At 41.2% G+C, this 25,853-nt stretch carries 18 protein-coding genes; 11 read left to right on the top strand and 7 right to left on the bottom strand.

Annotation, left to right across the window (positions count from 1 at the left end; translation table 11 throughout):
• Positions 1 to 210: 210 nt before the first annotated feature.
• Both GXP67_RS23920 and GXP67_RS23915 read left to right on the top strand, forming a co-directional pair.
• Entirely contained in the window at positions 211 to 1,395 is a 1,185-nt protein-coding gene (locus GXP67_RS23920) for a helix-turn-helix domain-containing protein (RefSeq protein WP_162445452.1), read from the top strand.
• 159 nt (positions 1,396 to 1,554) lie between these two features.
• Entirely contained in the window at positions 1,555 to 2,202 is a 648-nt protein-coding gene (locus GXP67_RS23915) for an HdeD family acid-resistance protein (protein ID WP_162445451.1), read from the top strand.
• A 72-nt stretch (positions 2,203 to 2,274) separates the two neighbouring features.
• Here GXP67_RS23915 and GXP67_RS23910 read toward each other — a convergent pair whose 3' ends face one another.
• Together GXP67_RS23910 and GXP67_RS23905 are read right to left on the bottom strand one after the other, a co-directional pair.
• Positions 2,275 to 2,685: a WapI family immunity protein gene (locus tag GXP67_RS23910; protein WP_162445450.1), complete on the bottom strand. Its 411-nt coding sequence runs from the start codon at positions 2,683 to 2,685 to the stop codon at positions 2,275 to 2,277.
• 24 nt (positions 2,686 to 2,709) lie between these two features.
• A complete protein-coding gene (locus GXP67_RS23905) occupies positions 2,710 to 3,372 on the bottom strand; it encodes a c-type heme family protein (protein WP_162445449.1) in 663 nt (220 codons plus the stop codon).
• Between the two features lie 143 nt (positions 3,373 to 3,515).
• Between GXP67_RS23905 and GXP67_RS23900 the strand changes: the two genes are divergently transcribed.
• Positions 3,516 to 6,197 (top strand): PIG-L family deacetylase, encoded by a 2,682-nt coding sequence (locus GXP67_RS23900; protein ID WP_162445448.1) that lies wholly within the window; start codon positions 3,516 to 3,518, stop codon positions 6,195 to 6,197.
• A gap of 9 nt (positions 6,198 to 6,206) precedes the next feature.
• Here the strand turns inward: GXP67_RS23900 and GXP67_RS23895 are convergent, their stop codons facing one another.
• Both GXP67_RS23895 and GXP67_RS23890 read right to left on the bottom strand, forming a co-directional pair.
• A complete protein-coding gene (locus GXP67_RS23895; RefSeq protein WP_162445447.1) occupies positions 6,207 to 6,923 on the bottom strand; it encodes a LytR/AlgR family response regulator transcription factor in 717 nt (238 codons plus the stop codon).
• A 20-nt stretch (positions 6,924 to 6,943) separates the two neighbouring features.
• Positions 6,944 to 8,053, bottom strand: a complete 1,110-nt coding sequence (locus GXP67_RS23890; RefSeq protein WP_162445446.1) for a sensor histidine kinase — start codon at positions 8,051 to 8,053, stop codon at positions 6,944 to 6,946.
• Between the two features lie 240 nt (positions 8,054 to 8,293).
• Here GXP67_RS23890 and GXP67_RS23885 point away from each other — a divergent pair, with 240 nt between their 5' ends.
• Positions 8,294 to 8,695 carry a MotA/TolQ/ExbB proton channel family protein gene (locus tag GXP67_RS23885; protein ID WP_162445445.1) on the top strand — a complete coding sequence of 134 codons (402 nt, stop codon included), beginning with the start codon at positions 8,294 to 8,296 and terminating at the stop codon, positions 8,693 to 8,695.
• Positions 8,696 to 8,749: 54 nt separating this feature from the next.
• Here the strand turns inward: GXP67_RS23885 and GXP67_RS23880 are convergent, their stop codons facing one another.
• The 3 genes from GXP67_RS23880 to GXP67_RS23870 form a co-directional block, all read right to left on the bottom strand.
• Complete coding sequence (locus GXP67_RS23880; protein ID WP_162445444.1) at positions 8,750 to 10,207, bottom strand: DUF1501 domain-containing protein; 1,458 nt, start codon at positions 10,205 to 10,207, stop codon at positions 8,750 to 8,752.
• 123 nt (positions 10,208 to 10,330) lie between these two features.
• The gene (locus GXP67_RS23875) at positions 10,331 to 13,600 is read right to left on the bottom strand and encodes a DUF1553 domain-containing protein (RefSeq protein ID WP_162445443.1); all 3,270 of its coding nucleotides are present in this window, start codon (positions 13,598 to 13,600) and stop codon (positions 10,331 to 10,333) included.
• Between the two features lie 417 nt (positions 13,601 to 14,017).
• Positions 14,018 to 14,800 (bottom strand): ADP-ribosylglycohydrolase family protein, encoded by a 783-nt coding sequence (locus GXP67_RS23870; protein WP_162445442.1) that lies wholly within the window; start codon positions 14,798 to 14,800, stop codon positions 14,018 to 14,020.
• A 185-nt stretch (positions 14,801 to 14,985) separates the two neighbouring features.
• On the opposite strand from GXP67_RS23870, the gene GXP67_RS23865 reads away from it, so the two are divergent.
• The 7 genes from GXP67_RS23865 to GXP67_RS23835 all read left to right on the top strand — a co-directional run bounded on the left by GXP67_RS23865 (position 14,986) and on the right by GXP67_RS23835 (position 25,835).
• Positions 14,986 to 15,768 (top strand): toxin-antitoxin system YwqK family antitoxin, encoded by a 783-nt coding sequence (locus GXP67_RS23865; RefSeq protein WP_162445441.1) that lies wholly within the window; start codon positions 14,986 to 14,988, stop codon positions 15,766 to 15,768.
• Positions 15,769 to 15,936: 168 nt separating this feature from the next.
• Positions 15,937 to 17,172 (top strand): ADP-ribose polymerase, encoded by a 1,236-nt coding sequence (locus GXP67_RS23860; RefSeq protein ID WP_162445440.1) that lies wholly within the window; start codon positions 15,937 to 15,939, stop codon positions 17,170 to 17,172.
• A 107-nt stretch (positions 17,173 to 17,279) separates the two neighbouring features.
• Positions 17,280 to 18,185, top strand: coding sequence for a WGR domain-containing protein (locus tag GXP67_RS23855; protein ID WP_162445439.1), 906 nt, complete (start codon positions 17,280 to 17,282; stop codon positions 18,183 to 18,185).
• 555 nt (positions 18,186 to 18,740) lie between these two features.
• Positions 18,741 to 21,524 carry a hypothetical protein gene (locus GXP67_RS23850; RefSeq protein ID WP_162445438.1) on the top strand — a complete coding sequence of 928 codons (2,784 nt, stop codon included), beginning with the start codon at positions 18,741 to 18,743 and terminating at the stop codon, positions 21,522 to 21,524.
• A 286-nt stretch (positions 21,525 to 21,810) separates the two neighbouring features.
• A complete protein-coding gene (locus GXP67_RS23845) occupies positions 21,811 to 23,445 on the top strand; it encodes a hypothetical protein (protein WP_162445437.1) in 1,635 nt (544 codons plus the stop codon).
• A gap of 242 nt (positions 23,446 to 23,687) precedes the next feature.
• Entirely contained in the window at positions 23,688 to 25,091 is a 1,404-nt protein-coding gene (locus GXP67_RS23840) for a reverse transcriptase family protein (protein WP_162445436.1), read from the top strand.
• Positions 25,092 to 25,190: 99 nt separating this feature from the next.
• Positions 25,191 to 25,835, top strand: coding sequence for a hypothetical protein (locus GXP67_RS23835; protein WP_162445435.1), 645 nt, complete (start codon positions 25,191 to 25,193; stop codon positions 25,833 to 25,835).
• Positions 25,836 to 25,853 lie beyond the last annotated feature (18 nt).

Below are 25,853 nucleotides of genomic sequence, written 5' to 3'. Positions count from 1 at the left end.
AACATTGCTGGTTATAAATAGTTGTCCATGCAGGTAATTTTATGATTGATTTCGGCGCAATAGTTACAGCCTATTAACACTTATGCCTCGTATTTTCTACATCTACGTCTCTCATCTTTGTTTTCCGGCAGAAGATCATGTAAATTCGAATTGGTTCTCTGGGTATAAGCTGGATAAATACTAATGAGCAGTGACTACTGACTATATCGTATGCCTACACATCAAATATTCCTGGATTTTTTATCAGTTATTAATTTTTTGGGTGTTGTCCAGGGGCTTTTTCTAGCGGTTATTTTTCTATTTGCCAAACAATCAAATAAGCTCGCCAACCGGATTCTGGCACTTATGTTATTTTGCTTTTCGGCAGATATTCTGGAAATATGGCTTTGCTATACTGGCTATATCTATTATGTACCCTGGCTGATTAATACTACTGAATCTTTTGCCTTTATGTATGGGCCACTGATTCTGCTCTATACGCTGGCTTTAACTAAGCCTGGTTTTGCATTCCAAAAAAAACACCTGCTTTATTTTATTCCGGCTGTAGCCTACCTGATCCACCGGATTCCATTTTATCTACAAAGTAATGCCTTTAAATTATACGATGTATCGGTAGCATATCAGCGGAATCTTGTTCCTCGGGTAAAAGCTGCTCCTATCTGGTGGTTTCCTCATGTATTGAGTATTTCAGGCGAATTACTGGATATTCTGGTTTTTATCTGGTCGGTGATTTTTAATTTGATCAGCCTTCGCATGGTGTACTTGTATACCCGCAAGCATCATACAAACCTGTTTGCTACCGATAATATTCAACTCAACTGGCTAGTGCGCACTTCAATATACCTGACCAGCATTTTTGTGGTATTTGCAGCTTTTTCCTTCACCGACACCCACGACCTGGGAGATATTTACATTGCAACGGCTATTTCTGTTATATTTTATGCCATCACTTTCCAGGTGGTGATTCACTCTCAGGTATTGTCGGCTGGTCACCAGGTACAGGAGCCTAAAAAGAAATATGAAAAATCAACGCTTCAGGCTGAACAGGCGGAAAAATCGCTTAAGAAGTTACTGGCTTATATGGAAACCGAAAAACCGTATCTGAATAGCGAATTAGGGCAAGGTGAACTGGCAGAAGCTTTATCGTTGTCTACACATCATCTTTCGCAGCTCATCAACGAACAGCTCAAGCTGAACTTTTTTGATTTTATAAACAGGTACCGGGTGGAAGAAATTAAACGGAAACTGCACGACCCTAAACTAGCCCATCTGAAAATAGAGGAAATTGCTTTCGAAACCGGGTTTAATTCCAAATCTGCTTTTAATACTGCGTTTAAAAAGTTCACCCAAACCACCCCTTCTCAATTCCGCAAGGAAGCCAACATTTCCCAGTAAGACAGACATTCGTCAATTGCCTTTGTTATGGGCCAATCATCAGTAAGAGTACTTACGTATAACTAATGACAATGATCAATGGCAAAACTCCCTCCCTGCACATCCGTATATATTGCTGGCTATCCTTCACCAATAGCCTGACAAGGAGGAAACACATCTATGATCACCAGATTACAGTTATTAAATGAAATTGAAAATAAATTAATTGCGGTAAAAGGTTCGCTTTGTGCAATTTTTGGCCTTACCTGCATCATTTCTATTTTCCTCGACAATAGAAATTTTACTTTTTTGGCTTATACCTTAGGTATTTTTACCCTCGTCAGCGGACTGATTAGCCTGCTCACCATAGCGAAGGAGAAAATATCATTCCGGCATTTCGCCCTATTTCATTACGAAGGCATTGCCAGTTTTATTCTGGGTATGCTCATTTTAGGTTTTCGGCAAACAGCCATAAGTATATTTATGGGGATTCTGGGAGGGATAGCTGTAGGCATTGGCCTGATGCAAATTGCCCTTGCCTTTGATATACATACTTTTAAAATAAAGGAAGGGGTACTGATCTACAGTGGTATTCTCACTGTGCTGCTGGGGGCTATCTTATTTAATAACCCCGATTCTATTTCGGAGTTTGTGAGCATTTTGCTGGGTGTATTCTTCATCGTACTGGGTGGATATGTAGGCTGGTCGGCCTGGAAACATGCCAGACTGCAGAAAAAATCATCTGTTGTGGCTGCAGAATCATCTGCACCTGTTCATGCCCAGGTGACGTTGATGCCGGTAAAGTCACCGAATCAGTTTTCCGCATAGAAATAGAAAAGCCCACGTTTAGAAGATAACATGCCGTTTAGTCAGCACTAGTATGTGGCTTAATGTTGGTATTTAATTTTTTATCTTTTTTAATCCTGTTATTATCTCAGGTATAGAAGTTGGGTCAATTTCAAATCCAGTCAGTACTCGCTCTTTCATACCAGCTACTATATAAATGGGTGATTCAATACATATTCCAACTGCTAAATGTCCCCTTTCGTCAATGGCTTGTATAGATAATGAAAAAGCATCAGGAGACATGCCTTTTAGCTCAACTTTCCCTACCCGTTTTTCATCTAATGCTTGTAATGCAGTAATAAAACTATCTATTTGATCTTGCTCAATCCAAATTGTTTCAAAAAAGCAATTCAATTGTTTTGTCTTTATTTGAACACTTATTCCAACAGATAAATAATAATAGTTTTCTTCCTCACTTTTTTCAAGCTCAATCCAATGAGTCTTATATTCATTTATTATTTTCATCTTCGCTCACAAGAAACAGTGCTATTACAAATCAGCAATAATACCTTTCCTTTGGAATAAAATACTATAGATAGCTATAGGCTGGTTTTGTTGGTAATTTACCAGACTATCCAACTTATAGGCTTTTTGTAAGATGAGCCAATCATTCTCTGAAATATCCTGTCCTACTTTTCCATGGCATTTCAGGCAAACGCTATTATTTAAAGTAATCGGAGCCGTAAAAAGCAGGTATTCCGGACCAGATTTTTGCACATTATTTTCCAGGGGCAGGTTATTTTCTGCATTATACCGGTACGCATCCAGCAACTGGGCTTCCATCTCATTGAGCTTCTGGCCTGATTTTTTACCCTTCAACCTAGCCCTTTTGATAGTTGCCAGGTATTGTTTTTCTAGTCCTTTTACAGATTCAAGCTTTTCAAGATTGCAATATTTTGCTGCTTCTTCAATTCCTTTCTCCTGTAACACTCTGGTTAAAGTATGGGTGAGTGTCGCCTGTATCGTATCGGATATAAGTTGCCCTTTCTGGGTAGCAGTTTCTACAATTTGCGCCTGTGGAATATGCCTCACTTCCCGGTTTTTAATTTCCTGTGCTACCTCTTTACTATCGATTCCCCGGCTGCTGTTATTTTCACTACAACTTCCCAGCATAAACAAAAAGCAACTATATAAAAGAATATATCTGATCATATTGAAATAGTATCTTTTGGTTCATTTACAAAACGCTCACAAATAGCTTTTGTTAGCGGCATTTGTTTGGCAACTTATACAAATTATAGGAGAATCTATTAAATTATGGTTTGTTACACTCCCTTACGTCTGGTGTTCTCTCCATGAAATATTTAACAAGCCTCCTGCTCATATACTGCCTGCTGATTATACCAGTTTCGGCACAAGACTTTCCGTCTTTGCCTGGCCATGTGCTGAATTTACAATCTGGTAAAACAGGTGCCAGAAATATACCACAAGACCAGGGCATGTCTGGAGTGTGGCAAAAATTACAAAAACTGACTACTACCGCCAGTGTATTACACACGGTAGCCCATCCCGACGATGAACAGGCTGATATGATTACGCAACTCAGCCGGGGAAAAGGAGTACGCACTTCCTTATTATCCTTAAACCGGGGAGAAGGCGGAGCAAACGTACTGGGAAGTGAAATCTTTGATGGCCTCGGTTTACTCCGTACGGAAGAATTATTGCTGGCTGGTGCTTATTATGGCTTAGATGACTTATATTTTACAGATGTTGCCGATTACGGCTATTCCAAACGGGTAGAGGAAGCCTATGAAAAATGGGGCAAAGAACAAGTGCTAAAAGAAATGGTACGTGTGATCCGCATCAACAGGCCGATGGTGATTGTTTCCAGGTTTCATGGGTCTGAGCGGGATGGGCATGGCAATCACCAGGCAGCCGGCGAATTAACGCCAGAAGCCTTCCGGCTGGCAGGTGATCCAAACGTTTTTCCCGAACAAATTACTGAAGGCTTGCGGCCCTGGAAAGCGCTGAAAGTATACCGGGGCGGCGTAAAAGCGGACGAACCCTGGCAGGTAAGTGTAGAAACTGGTGAATACTCGCCCTGGCTGGGAGATACTTACGGGAATTTTGCTTTTCTGGGCTATAGCTTCCACCGGTCGCAGTTCGGAGGTGTACGGTTTCAGATGGCTGGTTCTTCCAGACCATATTATGAAAGGCTCGATACTAAGAATGCAGTCCAGGAAAAAGATTTTTTTGAAGGAATAGACACCTCACTGCCAGGCATATTCAAACTAACTGGTGAAACAGCACCCAAAGAGTTAATTGATTTGCTCAGTCAGGCAGAAAATGATATAAAAAAAGCCATAGCCGGTTTTCAGCCTGCTCAATTATCAGCTGTTATTCCTCCCCTCACTTCGGCTTTATCGAACCTCAGAAAAGCTATTTCGCTGAGCCAATCCCAAAAAGAAGCGCTGTTTCTGATGCAGATTAAAGAACGGCAGGTGCTGGAAACAATTCATGCTGCCTCAGGTATTGAGATTCAAGCAATGGCATTACCCATGTCTTTTACAGGAACAGAACATTTTTACCAGCCACCCCCAGTATTGGAAGCAGTTGTACCAGGACAGACTTTTAAGGTACAGGTTAGTATAGTGAATAACAGCAACCAGCTATTGCAAGCCGGGAATATTACTTTACAGATGCCTTCCGGATGGCAAGTACAAACAAGTACAGTTGCGGCGCAACGTTTAGAACCACATGAAAAAACAGAGCAACTATTTACAGTTACAGCAGCTGCCAATACGCCGGTTTCACAAGCCTATTTCACACGAAATTCTTTGCAGGAAAACCGCTATCAGCTCAAACAGAAATCTGCCTATCCTTTGCCCCTGGAACCACCTGTGGTAATGGCGGTAAGTTCATATATAATGGGTAACGAAAAAATACAGGTACAACAGCCGGTACTCACCCGCAAAGTGAATCTGCCGTATGGCTATAGTTTATATACGCTGAAAGTATTACCGGAAATTGCCGTAAATGTGCAGCCTGCCTCTGCTGTTATCCCCCTTTCCGATAAGCCAGTAACTATTCCGCTACAAGTCGAACTGCTCAGTAATGCAGATGGAAATATAAATGGAAAACTCCGTTTGAAAGCACCTTCCGGATGGAAGATCACCCCAGAGCAAACCCCTTTTGCATTTGCAAAGGCTGGTGAAAAGAACAGCTATACATTTCAATTGACCATACCCAAAACAGGTAAGCAAACCTATGAACTTTCGGCTGTTGCTACTGTGAATGGAAAAGATTTTTCGATGGGCTATACCCGTATTGAACACCAGGACCTGGATTATCAATTGCTTTTCCGCCCGTCGACTATTCATGTGAGTGCGATTGATGTAAAAATCGCACCAGGACTTACGATTGGTTATATCATGGGTGCCGGAGATGATGTACCGAAAGGCCTGGAACAACTAGGGGCAAAAGTACAATTGCTAAGTGCAAATGATTTAGCTGCCCAAGATCTGCAAAATTTTAATGCAATTCTTATCGGAACCAGGGCTTATGCCGTACGGCCAGAACTGCAGACTTATCACCAGCGCCTGATGGACTATGTAAAAGCCGGAGGAAACCTGATTGTATTATACCAGACACAGGAATTTGTCCCCGAAAAAATGGCTCCCTATACTGCCAGCTTGCCTTTTAATGCAGAAGAAACCTCTGAAGAAAACAGCTCCATTCAAATTCTATCAGCTTCGCATCCGGCACTAAATACGCCCAACAAAATTACCCTGGCAGATTTTGATAACTGGGTAGAGCAACGGGGTTCTAAGTTTTTTTCCACCTGGGATGCTGCCTATACACCTATTATTTCTACTCAGGATCATGGTCAAGCTCCCCAGAAAGGTGGCTGGCTCATGGCAACTTATGGCAAGGGAAATTATACTTATTTTGCGTATGCCTTACACCGGCAATTACCCTATGGAGTACCAGGTGCCTACCGTATTCTGGCAAACCTTGTATCATTAGGAAAAAAGTGAGTAATATTCTTAATCTGCTTTATAGTTCAGAAAATGCAGGGTTGAGCTTTTATAACTCCGGCCAATAGGTAGTTCATGCTGCATCACTTCGATGGTGTCAGCAGTAAATGCTTTGATATAGGCTACAGCGACGATATAAGCTCTATGAATCCGGATAAATTGCTCTGGCGGAAGTTTTTCTTCAAAAGAACTGATCTGTTGTTTGGTAATGATCATGCCGGTTTTTGTATGGATTTTTACATAATCTTTTAAACTTTCAATAAAAAAAATATCACCTAAATTCACTTTAATAACCTTCCTCTCAGATTTTACATACATATAGCTTTCGTTCACAGGAGAGTGAGCAGCTTGCAGGACAGGTAAACTGGCAGCTGTTAGTTTATAATATTTGTTAAGTGCTTTTAATAGCCGTTCAAACGAAATGGGTTTGAGCAAATAATCTACAATATCCAGCTCAAATCCTTCCACCGCATATTCGCGGTAAGCGGTAGTAAAAATCACTTTGGGAGGCGCACCAAGTGATTTCAGAAAGTCAATACCTGTCAGCTGCGGCATTTGAATATCGAGAAACAATAGGTCTATTTTGGTATGTTGCAGCATTTCAAACGCCTGTAAGGCATGTGCACAGGTAGCTTTCACTTCTATACTGGGAATTTTTTCCAGATGCGAACGCATGACTTTTATCGCAATAGGTTCATCATCTATAATGAGGCAGGAAGTTTTCAAAGTATATCTGAAGTTTAAAACTATATAATCCTGTACGTATTTACATTTGACTGGCTTTCTTGCAGCTCTAACTTTAATTGAACCTGATACTGGGTCTCCTGATCTAGTATGTTCAACTGATACTTATCCGCATACAATAGATCGAGGCGCTTTTTCACATTCTGCAAGCCAATTCCTGAAGTATACTGTTGGGGAGTATTTACAAGCCCTGGTACTTTAGAATTGATCACCTGTAGCTGCAAACAATTTCCCTCCACTAATATATTTATGCTAATGCCTGTAGAATCAAGTTCATGGCTTACTCCATGTTTAAAGCTGTTTTCTACAAAGGGAAGAATCAACATCGGGGCAATCAGTTTGTGCTTCACTTTGCCTTTCACTATAAAATGAACTTCCAGATTTTCGTTATACCGGAGTTTTTCAAGCGAGAGATAGTTTTGAATATACTCAATTTCCTGTGTCAGTGCTACCTTGGGCGAATTACATTTGTATAACAGATAATCCAGTAAAGCCGAAATTTTCAGAACTATTTCAGGGGCTTCTTCCGATTTTTCCAGAGTAAGGCCATATAGATTGTTAAGCGTATTAAACAAAAAATGTGGATGAATCTGGGCTTTCAACAGGCTGAGCTCGGCTTCTTTCAGCTTCAGTTCCGCTTCTAATCTGGCATTTGCCAGCAAGTGATTGGCCTGCTGAATAACGTGCCACTGCTTCAGTAATTTGATAGCAATAGCCAGAAACACCACCAGATACATACTTACAATCAGAAAGAATATATCGAAAGTAGCCGGATTCAGATTAGCCACTTTGTATTCGGCAATGGTAATAAATGCGATTGAAATAATAATTGATTCCAGCCAGACAGACAATAATAAAGTATAACTAAATAGCAAAGAGAATAAACCATACCTGCGTTTGAGCAGAAACCTTGGAATCAGAAAATAGATCATCAGGTAGGTAATCCCCATGGTAACCGGAAGCAGCAGGCATACATATACAAAAGTCTTATAGTATTCCTGGCGCTGGTGGCCATAGAATATGGTATAAAAGAGCAATACTATCCCCCAGAAAAGAATATGTATTGGCAGTTTGTATTTTCCGTAAAAAAATCGTTCCAGCGGAAAACTCATCGAATTATCTTAAATATTTCCTAAGTTCTATTTTTCCGACTCTTTTTCCAATCCATCTTTAAGATTATAGACGAACAGCAATTTTACAACTGGTTTTGAAGGCTTTACAATAGTTTTTAGCATATATTCACCTATAGGTGTTTAATTCCAGAGTAACTTATCTATTGGGCTACTTCTCATTTTTTCAAATCTATTATTGTATATGCTTGTAAAAATTAATTTAAAACGAAAGGAGCTTATATGATGGAATTATTTATTTCAGGCGGAATGCAGTTTATGATACCTATCAGCCTGCTGGCTATTCTTAGTATCATGCTGATTAGTAAAAAAGCCTATGATTTATTTGTAAAAAAGGATGCACCCACAGATTCTTTAAAAACAGGATTACATGCCATTTTATTTACCGGAAGTTTGTGTTTTGCCTGGGGAATGCTAGGACAAACAATGGGAATTTATCAGATGTTGCAGTATATCTCCGGTTCAACGCAGGAAGTAAAACCACATATTATTGCCGGAGGATTACAAATATCTATGATACCAACCGCATATGGGTTGATTATTTTTATGATTTCGTCTTTATGCTGGTTTGTGTTGCTTGGCCGCTACAAACAATTAAGCAAGTCCAATCATATAAGGCAATAAAAATAAAAATCCCCACAAGCATCGTGGGGATTTGTATCATATTAAAATCTATCCTTACGCCATAATCTCTTTTACTACTTTACCAGCTACATCAGTAAGGCGATACCGGCGGCCTTGATGTTTGAATATGAGTTTTTCATGGTCGATACCCAGCAAGTACATGGCTGTGGCCTGGAAGTCGTGTACATGAACCGGGTCTTTTACAACGTTGTAACCAAAATCGTCGGTTTCGCCGAAGCTGAAACCTTTTTTGATACCGGCACCTGCCATCCAGACTGTAAAACAACGCGGATGGTGATCACGGCCATAGTTTTCAGGGGTAAGTTTGCCCTGGGAATAATTGGTCCGGCCAAATTCACCGCCCCAAACCACCAACGTATCTTCCAGTAAACCTCTTTGCTTGAGATCTTTTACCAGCGCAGCCGAAGCCTGATCTACGCTTTTGGCCATAATCTTAATATCATTCGGCAGGTTGCCATGCTGATCCCAGCCCTGGTGATACAATTGTACAAACTTCACATCCCGTTCGGCAAGACGGCGGGCTAAGAGGCAATTGGCAGCAAAAGTGCCAGGAATTCTGGAATCCGGACCATACATATCATAAATGTAATCCGGCTCTCTGGAAATATCTAAAGTTTCAGGAACGGAGGTTTGCATCCGGTAAGCCATTTCGTACTGTGAAACACGGGAATTAATTTCGGGGTCGAGTACGTGCTTGAATTGCTCCTGGTGCATTTTAGCCAGGTAATCCAGCATCCGGCGGCGGCTGGTCCGGTCAATACCAGAAGGATCATTCAGATACAATACCGGATCTTTGCCGGAACGGAACATTACCCCCTGATGCTCAGAAGGCAAGAATCCATTTCCCCACAATTTAGCATATAGCGGCTGATCACCCCCTTTTCCTTTGGAAAGCAATACACAGAAAGAAGGAAGATTTTCATTATCTGAACCCAAGCCATAACTTACCCACGAACCAAAACTAGGCCGGCCGGCCTGCTGTGAACCAGTTTGTACAAAAGTAACAGCCGGATCATGGTTAATGGCTTCGGTATGCATGGATTTGATAAAGCAAACTTCATCCGCAATCTGCGTGTGATAGGGTAATAAATCGCTGATCCAGGCACGGCTGTTGCCATGCTGGGCAAAGTTAAACTTACCAAACGCCAGCGGAAACGACCGCTGTCCGGATGACATGCCGGTGAGACGTTGGTTACCCCGAACAGATGCAGGCAGTTCCTGTCCAAACATTTCTTTTAATTTCGGCTTATAATCAAACAATTCCAGCTGGGAGGGTGCCCCACTCTGAAACAAATAAATTACTCGTTTGGCTTTGGGCACAAAATGCCGAATCATATGGCTGGGATCATCACTGGCAGCATGAGCAGCCCCTTTGGCCATACCTGTGTTTAATAACGAACCCAGGGCAGCGGCACCTAATCCCAATACACTTCCCTTCAGGAATTCCCGGCGGTTCAACTGGTGTGTAATCTGCTGATGAAAATCGGACATAGTCTATATAAGTCTTTAGTCGTTTGTATCTGGTCTTTGGTCAAATGGAAAGTTGAAAATGATAATACAATCCATCTATTCCGTACTGTTTTACTCCTTATCTTATCGCCTCTCCATCAATTATTATCGCTTCACTACAAACTCATCGAAGTTCATAATGCTCGAAGCAATAATGGTACAAGCGGCAACTTCACTGGCATTTAAACTCATATCCCGTTTGTACTCCCCAGTAGTTAACAATTCTTTCGCCCTTCCGGGTTCCTTCTGAAAATCAGCCAGTTCCTCTGCATACAATTGTTTCATTAAATTGATTTCTTCTGTTCTCGGTAAGCGGCTGGTTAAGGCTTTGAAGGCAAAGGTAATCCTGTCTTCTGGTGCGCTTCCTCCCTCTTTGATCATACGTTCGGCTAGTATTCGGGAAGCTTCTACATATTGCGGATCATTCATCAGTACCAGAGACTGAAGCGGTGTAGCCGTTTTCTGGCGGCGCACCACACACAGATACCGGTCTGGCGCATCAAAATTCATCATAGAAGGAGGCGGAGAACTGCGCTTCCAGACGGTGTATAAACTCCTGCGGTAAAGATCATCTCCTTTGCCTTGTTCATAATGCGTTTTATTTCTGGTAGCGAGCGCTTCCCAGATTCCATCTGGCTGATAGGGATACACACTGGGGCCACCGATTTTTCTTGCCAGCAATCCACTGGCAGCTAGCGCATTGTCCCTAATCATTTCAGCACTCAGGCGGAAACTATGCCCCCGGCTGAATAATGTATTATCCGGATCAAGTGCCAAAGCTTGTTTGGAAGGAAGAGAAGATTGGCGGTAAGTAGCTGACATCACCATCATTTTCATAAAAGCCTTTATATCCCAGCCCGATTCCATAAAATGCGTAGCCAGGTAATCCAGTAATTCCGGGTGTGTAGGCAAACTACCCTGGTTCCCAAAGTCATCCACCGTACTTACTAAGCCATTTCCAAAACACATCGCCCAGAAACGGTTTACGGTAACTCGCGAAGTAAGCGGATGGCGGCGATCCAGCAGCCACTTGGAAAGACCAAGCCGGTTTTTAGGTACATTTTTATCTAAAGCTACTAATTTGGCTGGCGTATTAGGCTGTACCTGTTCTTTAGGAGAATCATAAGCGCCCCTGTCCAGAATAAAAGTGGGTTTCAGGTGTTTTCTTTCCCGCATCACCATTACTTCCGGCTGGTCGGTAATCAACTGGTTTTCTTCATCCCGGAGTTTGGTAATTTTAGCTAACTGCGTAGCATATTCTGTATCATGGTTGAGCAGGTAATACTCAAATAAAGCGGTTTGCTGTTGTGGCGTGCGCTGGGCTTTAGGGGTTTTTATCACAGCTGCAATTGCTTCTTTCTGGCCGTATAATTCCTGCACTTCCAGGGCAGAAAGCTGGCGTTTAAAAGCCATCATTTCATCTACGCCCACATCTTTAATACTACCCCGCATATCTTTTCCAATCATAAAAGGCATATCCGACCAGTGCGTTTTTTTCTCGCCGTATAATATGCTCTTATTCAGATTATCGATAATAACCGTGCGTTTGGTTTCTTTTCCATCCAGGAACAATTTTACGCCAGAGGCTTTGCTGCTTCCATCATAGGTAAGGGCTAAATGATGCCATTTGCCGGGAGTTAATTTTTCCTCAATATCCAGGTCGATGCAGTTGGCAGGCCATACATAACTGAAACTTACTGAAAGCGAACCATCTTTTTCCAGTAATACCCGGTAACCCCGGTAGCCCTCAAATTCTCCGTTGCACTTGGCAAAAATGGTACCTTCTTCTCCCAGTTTGTACACATTTGTCCACATACTGACGGTGAATGGCTGATGACGGTCGAAGTCAAGTTCACGGGTAAAATCTATCCCGGCATCGCCAATGAGTTTACGGGCATTCCCAACTGCACCAGGAACGATAACTGGTTTTTTATCTGGATCGCCACCTAATTTGGCCTTCAGCTTAGTGTGCACATTGTTTTTATATTCTTTGGCATCCTGTGGTTCTTCAAAAGGAAACCAGCCTACTAATGCTGCGTTATTTCTGGCATAATTTGCCGGATTTTTCTCTGCCTGTACAAGCCAGGTTTCATAGTTCTTGCGGTAATTTTCTGGCTCCAGCACTTTCTCCAGCGGTGTAATCTGCTCCCGGATGAATTTCAGCTTAGATTCCGCTTCCTCACTCGGCAGGATAATGGTAGGAGAAGCCTCACCGTTATAAGGAATAATACCGGAATCGTGGTTATTATTAAAGAAGGCATAGAGCGAGAAAAAGTCTTTCTGTGAAATAGGATCATATTTATGATCGTGGCAACGGGCACATTCTACAGTAAGGCCCAAAAATGCTTTTCCAAATGTAGCGGTACGGTCAGCCACATATTCTACGCGGTATTCTTCATCTACTACGCCACCTTCCTGTGTCTGGGGATGATTTCGATTAAATGAGGTAGCAATGATTTGTTCTTTAGTGGCATTTGGCAGCATATCTCCGGCCAGTTGCCAGGTAATAAACTTATCGTAGGTCAGATTCTTATTGTAGGCATTGATCACCCAATCACGCCAGGGCCAGCTATTGCGCATGCCATCATCCTGATAGCCATGTGAATCGGCATACCTGGCTACATCCAGCCATTCTACGGCCATTCGCTCTCCATAATGCGGAGAAGCCAGCAAACGATCAACCGCATTTTCGTAAGCATTGGGCGAATTATCTTTCAGAAATGAATCTACCTGGGCAACACTAGGTGGCAAACCGGTAAGATCGAAACTCACCCGGCGCAGCAGGGTTTCTTTAGAGGTTTCCGGAGCAGGCTGTAAGCCCTTTTGCTCCAGGCGGCTTAATACAAAATTATCTATCGGATTCCTTACCCATTTCTCCTGCTTTACTTTGGGAATTTCTGGTTTTTGGGGAGCAATAAATGACCAGTGTTCTTTCCATTCGGCGCCTTGTTCGATCCATTTCTGAATCAGGGCAATTTCGTAATTAGATAGTGAGAGATTAGAATTAGCCGGAGGCATTTTCTCATCCGGATCGGTAGTCATAATGCGCTGGAATACCTGGCTTGCCTCCAGGTCTTTCGGAACAATCGCATGGTATGTTCCCAGGCTGTCGTAAGCAGCAAATGCGCCCTCTTCTGTATCCAGACGAAGATTGGCTTCCCTTTTATTTACATCCGGTCCATGGCAGGCAAAACAACGGTCGGAAAGAATGGGTTTGATATGAAAATTAAAATCCACCTTCGCCGGAAGCATAGCCTGCAAGCTATCAGCAATGGGTTTCTGCTCACGCTTGCAGCCACCAGAACCATAGAATACAGCTATTCCAAAAATCAATAGGCTGGCGGATGTCAGGAATTGGGTAAGTTGCCTCTTCATGGCTATATTATATTTTAAAAATACTACAGATTACATTCGATAAATAAGTCGCTTTCTTATCTATAGTTTGTTTATATGTATGAACATACTAAATGATTGTAAAATTACTCTTTTTATTCATTTTTTTCAACTATTTCTTCCAATATGTCTATTTCTATAAAAGCAAATTTGCTGGTAATAACCTAATAACAGAACATCAAATTCAGGGTGCTTCACTTTAAGTAAGCACATAGAATGGCAGAAAGTTCCAAAGCCACTCGCCTGTAAATCATTTTTATAGGCGAGTGGCTTCACAAATAGCAATGAGCTGTTTATGCTGAAAATGAAAATTTATTTGAGAACTTTTACACAGGTACAGGAGGAGGATTTAGTTTAATTGATAAGAAACTTCACCATATCGAGCAAGCAGCTTAATTACTATTTAGAAGTTGAAATCTGATACTTCTTATTAAAACTCACTACGATTTTCCACAAGGGAGGCGTGAGAATCTGACTAGTGCGGTAAATAAAGTCAAGTGGGATTTTTTTATAATACGCCTGAGCTAAGGCACCAGCAATAGCAGCCATTGTATCGGCATCTCCACCCAGCGAAACAGCTAACCGGATGGCGCTTTCTACATCCTCACTATCCAGAAAAGCAATAATAGATTCGGGTACAGAACCCTGGCATGTCACATCAAACTGGTAGCCGGGACGAATCTCTTCTACCGTCCGGTGCAAATTATATCCAAACGTATCTTCTATATGCGTACGGATTTCTTCTTTACTTTTTCCCTGCCTGGCTAAGAAAATACCTGCGGCCACTGCCTGTGCACCTTTGATACCCTCCGGATGATTATGTGTAGGTTCGGCTGATTTCAGGGCCAGATCCAGTACTTCTTCCATTTCCTTACAGGCAAATCCTACCGGACTCACCCGCATGGCAGAGCCATTTCCAAAACTATTATACGGTTTGGCATTTTCTGTCTGCAACCATTCCCGGAACATACCGCCATAGCCCCTGTTGGGGTAATTGAGCCCGAATGTGCGGATATTGTTCCGGAATATTCGTTTGTGCAGCAAAGCATCGGCAATGGCCAGCGTCATAACGGTATCGTCCGTAAAGCGGCAATCCGTGTCAAAGAGAGGGAAATCCGGTTTTTTCATTCCGCTTTTTTCATATACCGAACCGATAATATCGCCAATAATTGCCCCTAGCATAAAATATGTAAAATGTTGCAGCTAAAGATAGAAGGAATTATTATCATGGAAAGTAAAATTAAGAGTCTCTAAAAATGCAAAGATTTGAATTATGTAAGAATTGCTTTCAAAAAGTCCGGAGCATTAAAAAGATTATTTTCATACTTGTACATTCGTCTATCTACATATTGTAGGCCATTAAAAAGATGAACACTATCAAAAATACGCTTCTTGTTGTAATACTTATCAATCTTATTTCTTGTAGTAAAGAGAGGGAGTATTATAAAAATGGGAACATAAAAGCAGAAGTACCTACAATAAAGGGAGTGCGTCATGGGCTATTAACTACATATTATGAGAATGGGAAAATCAAAGAAAAATTCCCATATAAACTTGGTAAAATGGAAGGAGAAGCAATAAGATATGATAGTATAGGAAATATAATAGATAGAGTCAATTTTGTAAACAACCAGTATAATGGCCCTTTTTATAAATATTACCACAATGGTGTTAGAGAATTAGAAGGTTACTTTAAAAATGGTAAGTCTGAGGGCCTATCTTATCAATATTATAAGAGTGGTAAATTGCATAAAGTATATTATCATCAGCAAGGAGAGGTAATTTACCTTAAGACTTATCATGAAAATGGAGTATTCATGGGTAGCAAACTACCTATCAGTGTTATTCCTAAAGATATAAAAGAGTTTTATCCGCTCAATGAAGAGCATAAAGTGACTATAGGTCTAAACTATACTCATCTCAAAAATACAAGAATTACACTTTACTTTGGACCTTTAGACAATGAGAACCAACTTATTGACACTATTATAGTTGCAAAATCTCAGGATTTAAGTTTTAGGTATAAAGTTAAACCTACTCATATTGGTCTTAACGATATTACAGGTGTTTTATATGAACTTACCGTTCCTGGAGATACTCTCGTAGGAAATTATTTCTTTAAATATCAGTATACAGTTCAGGATCAATAGTATCAAAAGATAAACAACGGCCTACAACATCATGCAAAGCCGGTAACTTAGCTAAATTTAACTAAAGCTTGAACTTGAGCCATACTTGCGACTAGCAATACTCTATTTCGCCACCATAACATACAATGATATTTTTAAACTAATCACATCACATTCATTCCAAAAGCTATGAGTACCAATCTACGGACGGTAAAACTGATTATGGTTACTTCCGACAACAACAACAAGTTTTACGAAATGAAAGAAAATGCCGACGGCACATTTAAAGTTTCCTATGGCCGGGTTGGCGGAACACCTGCGTATCAGACCTATCCTGTGCGGGAATGGGAGAAAAAATATCGTGAAAAAGTAAACAAAGGTTATAAAGACCAGACACACCTGTTTGTAGACAGTGATGACGAAATAGAACTGGCAGATGTAGATAACCCGGCGGTGCAGGAATTTATTAATATGCTGATGCAGTATGCTAAAAAATCGGTAAGCGCCAACTATAACGTAACGGCTGAACAGGTTACTAAAAAGCAGGTAGAAGAAGCACAGCGTTTGCTGGATAATGTGGTAGCGAAAATAAAAGTGGGCATGGATCTGAAGGATTTCAATGATGGGTTGCTGCGTTTATTTGCAGTTATTCCCCGGAAAATGGGCAATGTAAAAGACCATCTCATTCAGTCGGCAGCTACCAAGGAAGAAATAAACGCGATAGAAAAAGTACTGGCCGATGAACAGGCAACCCTTGACGTAATGCGCGGACAGGTAGATATTAATGCCCGGAAAAAAGAAGCAACTGAAGGCAAGAAAGAAAAGATCAATATTCTGCAAACGATGGGTCTGGAAGTGGAGCCGGTTACAGAGAAAGAGATTATTGAGATGATTAAAGATAAGATGCAGGAAGAAGCAGGCAAATTCTACCGGGCATTTAAGGTAAAAAATCATAAAAGCCAGAAAGCCTATGAAGAATGGTTTACGGCTAAACCCAATAAAAAGGAAGAACTATTCTGGCATGGAAGCCGCAACGAAAACTGGATTTCTATTATGGAAACTGGTCTGGTATTGCGCCCGGCGAATGCGGTAATTACCGGAAAAATGTTTGGCTATGGACTATACTTTGCAGATAAATTCCGCAAATCTTTAAACTACAGTTCTCTCTCCGGCTCCTACTGGACCAGGGGCAGCGCTGACCGTGGGTTTCTAGCATTGTATAAAGTACACGTAGGCAAACAGTTACATATTCAGAAACATGAACCAGCCTGGTGTTATGAGTTAACGGAGGAAAATCTGAAGAAAAAAGGCAAAGACCTGGATTCTCTGTTTGCCGAAGGCGGTGCTGATCTGCGCAATAATGAATATATTGTGTACAACCAGGCTCAGTGTGCCATTCAATACCTGATCGAAGTGAGAAATTAGGTTATTGGTCAATAGTCATTGGTCATTTGTGAAAACTGTGAATTAGAATTTTTGAATTTTTAGTATCTTTCTGAAGGCAGAATACCAATGACTATTGGCCTTTCCTTATGATCAAGCGCATCCTGAATAATTTACTGGGTAACTCCAATAACTCCATGAAAACACATACCATTGACGATGTACGGGAAGTAGTATATAACCTGATAGCTCAGAATCAGTCGACTACCACACTGGATGTAAAAAATGAATTACGCCGACTGGGCTTTCAGGCTTTTCAGGACCAGGTATCGCAAATGGTAAATGCTATTGTAAGCCAAGATAATTTATCTTCCCGCAATAATGGTAAGTTTAATGTGCACTCGTTCGGAGCAGATACTAATGAAGTAAAACATGTGTACATGGAACTGGGGCAGGAATTCTGGGAAGCAAAGGCAGAGAAAAGATCCATTACTATTTACAGCGGAAAAATAGGTACAGATGGCAATCAGGAACAATTTGAATTCTATAAAAACAGCCTGGCTATTAAGGAACTTAACCGTTTGATGGCTGAAAAAACACAGCAAGGTTTTTCTCAGGCAAGCGACCCAAGGCCTCCTCTGGAGTTCCGGCAAAAGTATGGACATTTACTGGGCAAAACGCCAGTCAGTTGCAGCATTGGCTATTTTAATGTGACAAAAAAAGAGCAAGTAGCCAATCAACTTCTCACTAAAAATTCTGGCTATACTTTTACCTGGAATATATCGCTTTCCCGGCAAAATCTGACCCAGGTTTTATCTCAGCCTAACTGGAATACTACTACTATCAAATACGACAGTGCGCAATTGTTAGGAGAGAAAACATTGAAAAAAGAAGCTTCTGGTGTAGCCTTCCAGACAACACAGTTAGAAGTAGACAATGCCCATATTTTCCAGATTGAACTCACGTTTGAAAATGGAGAAAAAGCAGTATTCAACAAGTTTGGAATGGATATGCAGAAAGCAGTTTTACCTTTGGTAAAGCAATTTATAGGGTAATTGCAATGGAGATGTAATGAAATTTTATAAATAGCAAACATCCAGATCAACCTACACTATAAATAGTTAACCAACAAATATTTACAATAAAAATCACATAATTATGATGGCTAGGTTAGCAAAAAATAAAATACAAAATAGTTTTATTTTTATGACAAATTCCCCTAAACTCGCCTTATCAAACGTTCTTTCTCATTGTTGAAAATATAAGTTTTTGTTAGCATAAATGCTGCGGTGTTTCGCCGTGGTTGTAGTTAAGCTATTCATACTTCATTACACATTCATGCCATTCAGCGTGCTCCTCTACCCATGGGTAGTAATTCGTTAGAAAATCGCTGAATAAGCAGTGGCTCAATTGGTCTAGACTAATTACTACCCATGGGTAGCTCCACCCGCTTACAGTAATGAAAGATAATCCTGTGCAGAGTTAGTAACAAAAATTTCAACAATACCATCGCCTGCAAGCTTCAACCCTTGCAGGCTTTTTTATCTGTATTGAATAATTAAAGGCAACTTTCATGAGTTGCCAATAAAATAACGATCAATTATTTGCGTATGAACCAGCCGCTTGATCTGCTTGCCATTATTCCTGCCACCAACGAAATCGAAAGGCAAACTTTACTCAACTACATCCGTACCGCTCCTATTGCTCCAGATCACTGGAAAGTACTCAAAACCATTTACAAACAATACGAAACTACTCAGGATGCAGCCATTACTGCATCCATTATCCATGCCATAGATCAGTCTACGATTGAAGGGTTACAGGAAACATATCCTACCCAGAAAACAATGGCCTATATGAAACGCCGGGCCAGACGTTTTCTGAATACACTCAAAGATGATGCGCTGTATTTTCAGATCACATCTCAAATTCTTTCAGCCTGCGAAAATAGAACTCAGCTAAATTTTAATTACCGCTGGGTAATCGCCGATATACTACTGGGAAATTCTCCCAGGCTTACACATCAAGGACATGGCCGTGGCAAAGTTGTATTCCAAAGTATGACTTACCAGCTGCCTGAACCCGAAGAAAGGCGGCCACAGGTATGGGATGCTCATATTGATTTCATCCGGCAATTGCTTTCCAAAAATATACCCTGGCCTATCCAGGAATTTGCCGTAAAAATCCTGACTCGTAACACGCAAAAGTTGCCAGTATTTTCAGGCGAACAGATCAGCCGTTTTTTCAACATACCATCCCTCATTCTCAAACAAACCGCTGCTCAGCAAACGTACAGTGAATATAAACAAGGCAAACGCCTGACAGCATTGGAATGGGCTGGCACTTTTGCCTATGGCACTAAAGCGGCACAACAGGAGTTTCTACAATCAAATATTAGTCAACAACCCAACGCCTGGCGGGAAGAAGTAGCCACCTACTTACACAAGCAGGTAATCGAACTTTCCGCAGGAGAATCTTCTTCCAGAAGAGCGAATGAGTTACTGCAATTTTTGCATGCAAACTTGAAGCAACAGCTGGAAGCCAGTAAGATTTTAGAAATAGCAGCTATATTATTCAGTTCCGGCATAAAAGATCTGGAAGAATGGACACTAGTTTCCGCAGAAAAAGCAGCCAAAGAAGATGCTCTCAACTGGTTCAACGCTGCCTCAAAAGAGTACCAATTAGCCCGGCTGTCACAACTGTTCACCTATAAATTCAAAAATACCAGAGTATCTGCCGATACTGCAAAGCCCTTTATTTTTCATCCGGCATTTATTGTTTGTCAATTTGGGTGGGATCTATTAAAAAACAATTTCCAGAACAATTATTATATGTTGCAGCCTTTCTGGGAAAAACTGTATAAGGGTGTAAAACAGCCCAAACTGGAGATTCACTTAATGAATACTATCCAGTCTGGTTCTGCAGCCGAGTTATTTGAGAAATATTATAAGAACTATGATTATGAATTAACAGATAATACCCGTTTCCCTCATCAGGCATATGTTTTTATTCTGGAAAGGGGTAATGATGCATTCAAGAAATTCCTGTTCCAGAAATTATGGCAAGGTTTTAAACAGGAGCCTCTTAGATGGTTGCCTTTACTAAGCCATTGTTCAGAAGCTATACGCAAAGACGTATTACAAAGAGCTGCTCCAGCCATCCGGACGATTCATATATTTGCTGGAAACGCTTTCTTCTATACCGTACAACAGGCGGAAAATGGCGGCAATGAAGCTTTCTGGAAAATACTTTTTTATCTATTGGAGGAAAGCATCGTACTACGGGATTATGTAAAAGATATATTTCAGTCTGCGGCTGCCAATCCAGCTATCCTTCAAAAACTGCTCACCAACCTGCCGCTGTTGAAAGATGAACAGCGAAAAAAATGGTTTCTGGAGGAAGCCGGACACTTACTGGCTACACAACCTAAACTAATCATAAGTGTAGATAAAAGCATTGTTACCAGTTTACTAAACAATGCGTCTCCTTCCAGTTTACTCGAATTACTTGCTTCGTTGCACAACGACACCTGGCTTCTGGTAAAAGAACCTGTGCTGAATCGAATCAAAAACGTAGCACAACCTGGTTTATTCTGGCGTGAAGCCTTACAAAAAGCAATAGAATCAGAGGCAGGCGATCTATTACTTACCCGCTTATTCCAGGATGAAGCCTTCAGGCAGCTGTTTCTGGAGAAAAGCACTTCCGAAATATTAGAGATACAACATCCTGCAGTCGAAGAATTACTTAGCCAATGGATGCAGAAACATCTGAATATCTTTACAAAAGATTCTGCTCAGTTATATAAGGCCAGTATTCACAAACTACCATCCATCCGGAACCTGGCACTCACACAAGCTACCAGCCTGGGGATCAGTATTTCCTTCGCCATTCGATTATTGGAAAGCGATCTGCCTGCCACCCAGCAAGCCGCTTTTGCCTATCTGGATACACTGGAAGCTGGTTCTACCAAAGAATGGGAAGCCACTCTTGCCATGTGCGACAGTCCAAATACATCTACCCGCAAATTAGGAATGGATTATTTTCATAAACGGAAACAGCAGTGGACAGACCGGAAACAGTTGGAATTACTCGAGTTTTTATCAGAACATGCCGACCCCATCATACACAACTGGGTAGCCAAAGAGTTAGTCACTCAGCAAGCAGAATCATCTTTTGTGCAACGCTTCGATAAGGAAGTACTGCGCATGAAAAACAAAAGCCGCAAAGCCAAAGAAAACATCAAGCACCGCCAGCAACAAAACCCAACTTTAGCTACCGATACCTTGCTCGAAATGGCAAAAAGCAAGCAAAAGCAGGATGCCGAATGGGCCATATGGCAACTTACCCAACGCACTCTTTCCGGCGAACAAATCCCAGGCTTTGAGTTGAAGTAATTATTTTATGTCCAGCTCAATAATATCTATAAGCAAATGCTAATTGAAAAATATAGATTCAGAAAGAGTGCGGTGGATGGTGCAGCAACAGTGTGGCCGGTTTTGGCCTTGTGCGTTAGCCGGAGGTTTGTGGGCTTGGCCTATTCATGCGTAAAACAGGCTTTGTTGATGCTGCCTTTTTCTTTTGTTACTTTTCTTTTGGGCATACAAAAGAAAAGTAAAGACAGCGCAAGAGTTTAAGCAAACAGCTTATTCTACTACATAAAATTTAAAACATTCAATCTCCATGCAACTTACCCAATCCTATACTCAACCCAGTTCTGTCGCCACAACCTCCGATGGCATGCAATTCAACTTTTCGGCCGAACAATCCCGTCCGCCTGTACAACTGGATGCACTGATCGGAAATAGCCTGAGTTATGCCAGAATTATGCTCGCCATGCGGCAGGTAGTATTGAGTAACTTGGGAAACAAAGTAAAAGACCATTCAGCGTATCAGGCCTGGGTGCAGGAACGATACCTGGAAGAACTGCCGGCACACCTGAAAAATATGGAAGTCGGCAGACTAAAGTTGAATGAGCAGAAAAACAAGCTGAAAGAAGAAAGAAAAACCATTGAAAGCTTTGTAAAACCCATCCGTACACAAATATGGGCAGCTCGCAGTAAATATTATGAATGGGTACGAAAATACGACCGGGAGAAGCTATTCATCTTCGACCCGGTGATCAGTGTTCACCCGGATGCCGTGATATTTGAATGTTTCTCACAGGATGAATCTAGTTATGGCCGGGTAACCGTGCCTTCTAATTTGTTACAAACGTTCGGAGAAACTCGCTTTGGCACCACCAACATAGATTTCAGTGCGGCACTGGCTGCTGAAATTTACCGGGTTCGTAGTTACCGTCCTGCCTGGTTAAAAGTAGCTTTTGAGAAAGTAGAACTGTCTACAGATGTGGGGGCTGCGGTAGAGAAAAAAATAGATCTGCCCGAAAGCTGGGTACGGGGATTTTTGCAGGTACAATCGGCCTCTACCATTGAGGGCGTTTCATTATCTCTTCACTCTCAGACACTGGCTCAGGTAATTGCTCAACTGGAGCAAAGAAAAGAAAAAGGTGGCCCCCGTTCCATCCGTTTTCTGCTAAAAAAAGGGCAGGCAGCAACTTTGGTAATTGATCCCTGGAATATCGAAATCAAAGACACACTAGCCTATCAGGGAGACTTTGAAGGCGAAATCCGCATCTGGGGACGCAGAAGATTGCTTACGCTGAAGGATTTACTTCCCTATACTGACCAGGTACAGGTAAAATTATTAGGTACCGGAATGCCCTCCTACTGGACCATAGCACTCGATGGACACCGTTTCGACTTAGGACTTTCCGGCTGGACAGCCAATGACTGGGCAAAAAAAGGAAACTTCGACCTGATTGCCTCTGCTGGTAAAACCCTGCAGGTAGACATCAAACAAGTAGAAAAACTATTGATTGATAAATTAGCCCTCAGTCCGCAACAGGTTTCTGAAGTGCTTCAAATAAACAGGGCTGCTGCCACTTTTGCTTTACAGGAGTTATGCCGGAACGGGCAGGCAATGTACGACCATTTGCATAATACTTACCGCTGGCGGCAATTGCTCAACCAGGAAATGGTAATCAGTAATTCCGAAGAAGATGAGCGCCAGAAATATGCTGCCTCCCTGGTGAAAGAAGGCCATGTAACCATAATTGATAAAAGCAGTCTGGAAAATGGACTCAAAGAATACCATCTGGAAGTGCAAGGCAAAAATTTGTATAAAACTACCCTTCGCCTGGATCTGGATGGGCGAATCCGGTTTGCCGAATGTGCCTGTAGTTTTCACCGCAGAAATAAGTTACGCCAGGGTCCTTGTGCACATATTATGGCCTCTTTAATTCAGATAGCGAGATAATATTCTTATAAGAAATGCATTGATGTTCACTTGCTAAAATACACACCCCTACCCCTCTTGTTAGAGGGGAATTCATATGCGATCCACTCTTTTTATCTATAAAATGTATTATAAATCATCAGATAATAGTTTAAAGTTTTACAGGAATAACGGAGCAAATTCCCCTCTAACAAGAGGGGTAGGGGTGTGTACCTTCATCATTAATTACAATTATATACTCTATACCCATTACCAGCTATAATATGCAACTTACTCCTTCTACCACAGAAAACTGGCGGGCACGGCTCCAGCGTTTAGGCCGCGATTATTTCGTAATCGAAGAAATGATCCGGCTGGGTTTTCTGGACCTCAGCCAGCAACAATACAAAACCTTGCAGGATAGTTACACAAGGCTCAATGAGATTAATGGCGAGTTGCAAAAGCTGAATATTGAGCTGAAAGGCACCGAAGACATTACGCCATTATTAAAGGAAATCCGCAAAAACCGCATTGAACGGGTGAGAGCCAAACGGGCCATCCGCAAGGTGGAGAAAGCCAGGGTATCACAGGCAAAAAAAGCAGAAATAGCCTTACAAAAACAAAAAACACCTTATCATCTGGGCGAAGGTGTATCCAAAGGCTTGCGGTTTGATGAAACAGATACAGAAAAATTATCGCAGGCAGGTTTACCGGTTTTACATACCTTAGAAGATCTGGCTCAGTTCAGTAAACTGGAAATGAAACAATGGGTCTGGTTATCGTATCACCGCAGGGTAGCAGGTATTGATCATTATACCAGGTTTCAGATTCCTAAGAAAAAGGGAGGCTTGCGCAATATTGCCTCACCTAAGAAAACCCTGCGTATCGCCCAGCAATGGATATTGGAAAATATATTGAATAAAAGACCTATTCACCCCAATGCCATGGCGTTTTTGCCAGGAAAAAACATCCGGCATAATGCCGAAAAGCATACCGGTAAGCATACGGTTGTAAGGGTAGATCTAAAGGATTTTTTCCCATCCGTTAAATTCCCAAGAGTAAAAGGCTTATTCAAATCATGGGGATACAGTGAAGGCATAGCTACGGTATTAGCGCTTGTTTGTACCGATGCCACCAGAATTGGAGCCAGCCTGGATGGGAAGGCGTATTTTGTTGCTTTAGGCGAACGCTTTCTGCCGCAAGGTGCCTGTACTTCACCAGCCATTACCAATATTTTGTGCGGGGATACAGGTTATTTAGATCACCGCCTCACCAGATTAGGAGAAAAATTAGACTGGACATATACCCGTTATGCCGATGACTTGGTTTTCTCTACCAATATAACCGAAGATAACCTCAAATCCCTGTTAGGCTTGATGAATAAAATCATCAAAGATGAAGGGTTTGAAATTAACCAGGAAAAAACTAGCGTGATGCGCCAGCATCAACGCCAGACCGTAACTGGTGCTGTAGTAAATGGAACAGAGCCCAGGGTTTCCCGTGAGGATATCCGCCGTTTCCGGGCATTTCTGCATCAGATGGAAAAGAATGGAAGTGCCGCTATGAGTCAGAAATTAGGTAAAGATGCCGAGCGGTATGCACAAGGATATTGGGCTTTCATTCATATGGTACAACCCACCCAGGCAGAAAAGTTTTTGAATCAGTATTCCTGGCTGAAGAAAAAGTAATCAAATGCTCAATATTAAATTGAATTAAATATTAAAATGACCTGTCTGGAACAACTTCTGTAGAAACGATAGAATTTATTATCTAGCCACTTTGGTAAAATGAATATATATAAGTTGGGATTAGTTTCTCCTACTAGATTTATTCTCTTTCTTGTTATAGGGTTTGGTGCATTAGGTATACTTTCTGGAACATTCAAACAATCTCTCAATGTATCTAATGAATGGCTTTCTTTTATATGGATTGGAGGAATGTTAAGCTTGTATTTTTGCTATAAAAAGCTAGTAACCTATCAGGCAAGTATACAAATCGATGATCAAAGTATAAGTATCAATGATACACTGGTAAAATGGTCAGAAATTAAGAGTTATGACATCGAGTATAATGGGGTATTTGCTATCCTCACTATCAAACCCAGAAAAAGATTTCCATTGTATCTAATGATTAACTTAGATTCTTTAGACAGAGATATTTTCGAAGAAATAACCCGGTGTTTTTTTCATTATTTAGCAGGATTTAATAAAACAACGAATAATTTACCTATTAAGCGAAGCAATTTTTATCAGACAATCTGGGCAAAGGTATTGGCTTATATATTGTGTATGGAATTAATAATAGCAATCATAGTATTCATCTTTAAATTTGAAAAGGTATCATTTGGAATGTTAAGTAGTTTTTGTTTGGCCTTATCTGCCCTACTTATGTTGTTAGCTAATCTTACAAAGAATCAACTTAAAGAACAGTAGTTAAATTGTAGCTAACTC

The sequence above is a fragment of the Rhodocytophaga rosea genome, assembly GCF_010119975.1.
GTDB lineage: Bacteria > Bacteroidota > Bacteroidia > Cytophagales > 172606-1 > Rhodocytophaga > Rhodocytophaga rosea.
The sequence above is the reverse complement of the archived record's forward strand: the minus strand, read 5'-3'. Positions and strand labels throughout refer to the sequence as shown.

Bases quoted from the DNA above. Each gene is read 5' to 3' on its own strand.
- GXP67_RS23920 (WP_162445452.1), top strand. From the start codon at position 211: ATGCCTACACATCAAATATTCCTGGATTTTTTATCAGTTATTAATTTT.
- GXP67_RS23915 (WP_162445451.1), top strand. From the start codon at position 1,555: ATGATCACCAGATTACAGTTATTAAATGAAATTGAAAATAAATTAATT.
- GXP67_RS23910 (WP_162445450.1), bottom strand. From the start codon at position 2,685: ATGAAAATAATAAATGAATATAAGACTCATTGGATTGAGCTTGAAAAA.
- GXP67_RS23905 (WP_162445449.1), bottom strand. From the start codon at position 3,372: ATGATCAGATATATTCTTTTATATAGTTGCTTTTTGTTTATGCTGGGA.
- GXP67_RS23900 (WP_162445448.1), top strand. From the start codon at position 3,516: ATGAAATATTTAACAAGCCTCCTGCTCATATACTGCCTGCTGATTATA.
- GXP67_RS23890 (WP_162445446.1), bottom strand. From the start codon at position 8,053: ATGAGTTTTCCGCTGGAACGATTTTTTTACGGAAAATACAAACTGCCA.
- GXP67_RS23885 (WP_162445445.1), top strand. From the start codon at position 8,294: ATGATGGAATTATTTATTTCAGGCGGAATGCAGTTTATGATACCTATC.
- GXP67_RS23880 (WP_162445444.1), bottom strand. From the start codon at position 10,207: ATGTCCGATTTTCATCAGCAGATTACACACCAGTTGAACCGCCGGGAA.
- GXP67_RS23875 (WP_162445443.1), bottom strand. From the start codon at position 13,600: ATGAAGAGGCAACTTACCCAATTCCTGACATCCGCCAGCCTATTGATT.
- GXP67_RS23870 (WP_162445442.1), bottom strand. From the start codon at position 14,800: ATGCTAGGGGCAATTATTGGCGATATTATCGGTTCGGTATATGAAAAA.
- GXP67_RS23865 (WP_162445441.1), top strand. From the start codon at position 14,986: ATGAACACTATCAAAAATACGCTTCTTGTTGTAATACTTATCAATCTT.
- GXP67_RS23860 (WP_162445440.1), top strand. From the start codon at position 15,937: ATGAGTACCAATCTACGGACGGTAAAACTGATTATGGTTACTTCCGAC.
- GXP67_RS23855 (WP_162445439.1), top strand. From the start codon at position 17,280: ATGATCAAGCGCATCCTGAATAATTTACTGGGTAACTCCAATAACTCC.
- GXP67_RS23850 (WP_162445438.1), top strand. From the start codon at position 18,741: ATGAACCAGCCGCTTGATCTGCTTGCCATTATTCCTGCCACCAACGAA.
- GXP67_RS23845 (WP_162445437.1), top strand. From the start codon at position 21,811: ATGCAACTTACCCAATCCTATACTCAACCCAGTTCTGTCGCCACAACC.
- GXP67_RS23840 (WP_162445436.1), top strand. From the start codon at position 23,688: ATGCAACTTACTCCTTCTACCACAGAAAACTGGCGGGCACGGCTCCAG.
- GXP67_RS23835 (WP_162445435.1), top strand. From the start codon at position 25,191: ATGAATATATATAAGTTGGGATTAGTTTCTCCTACTAGATTTATTCTC.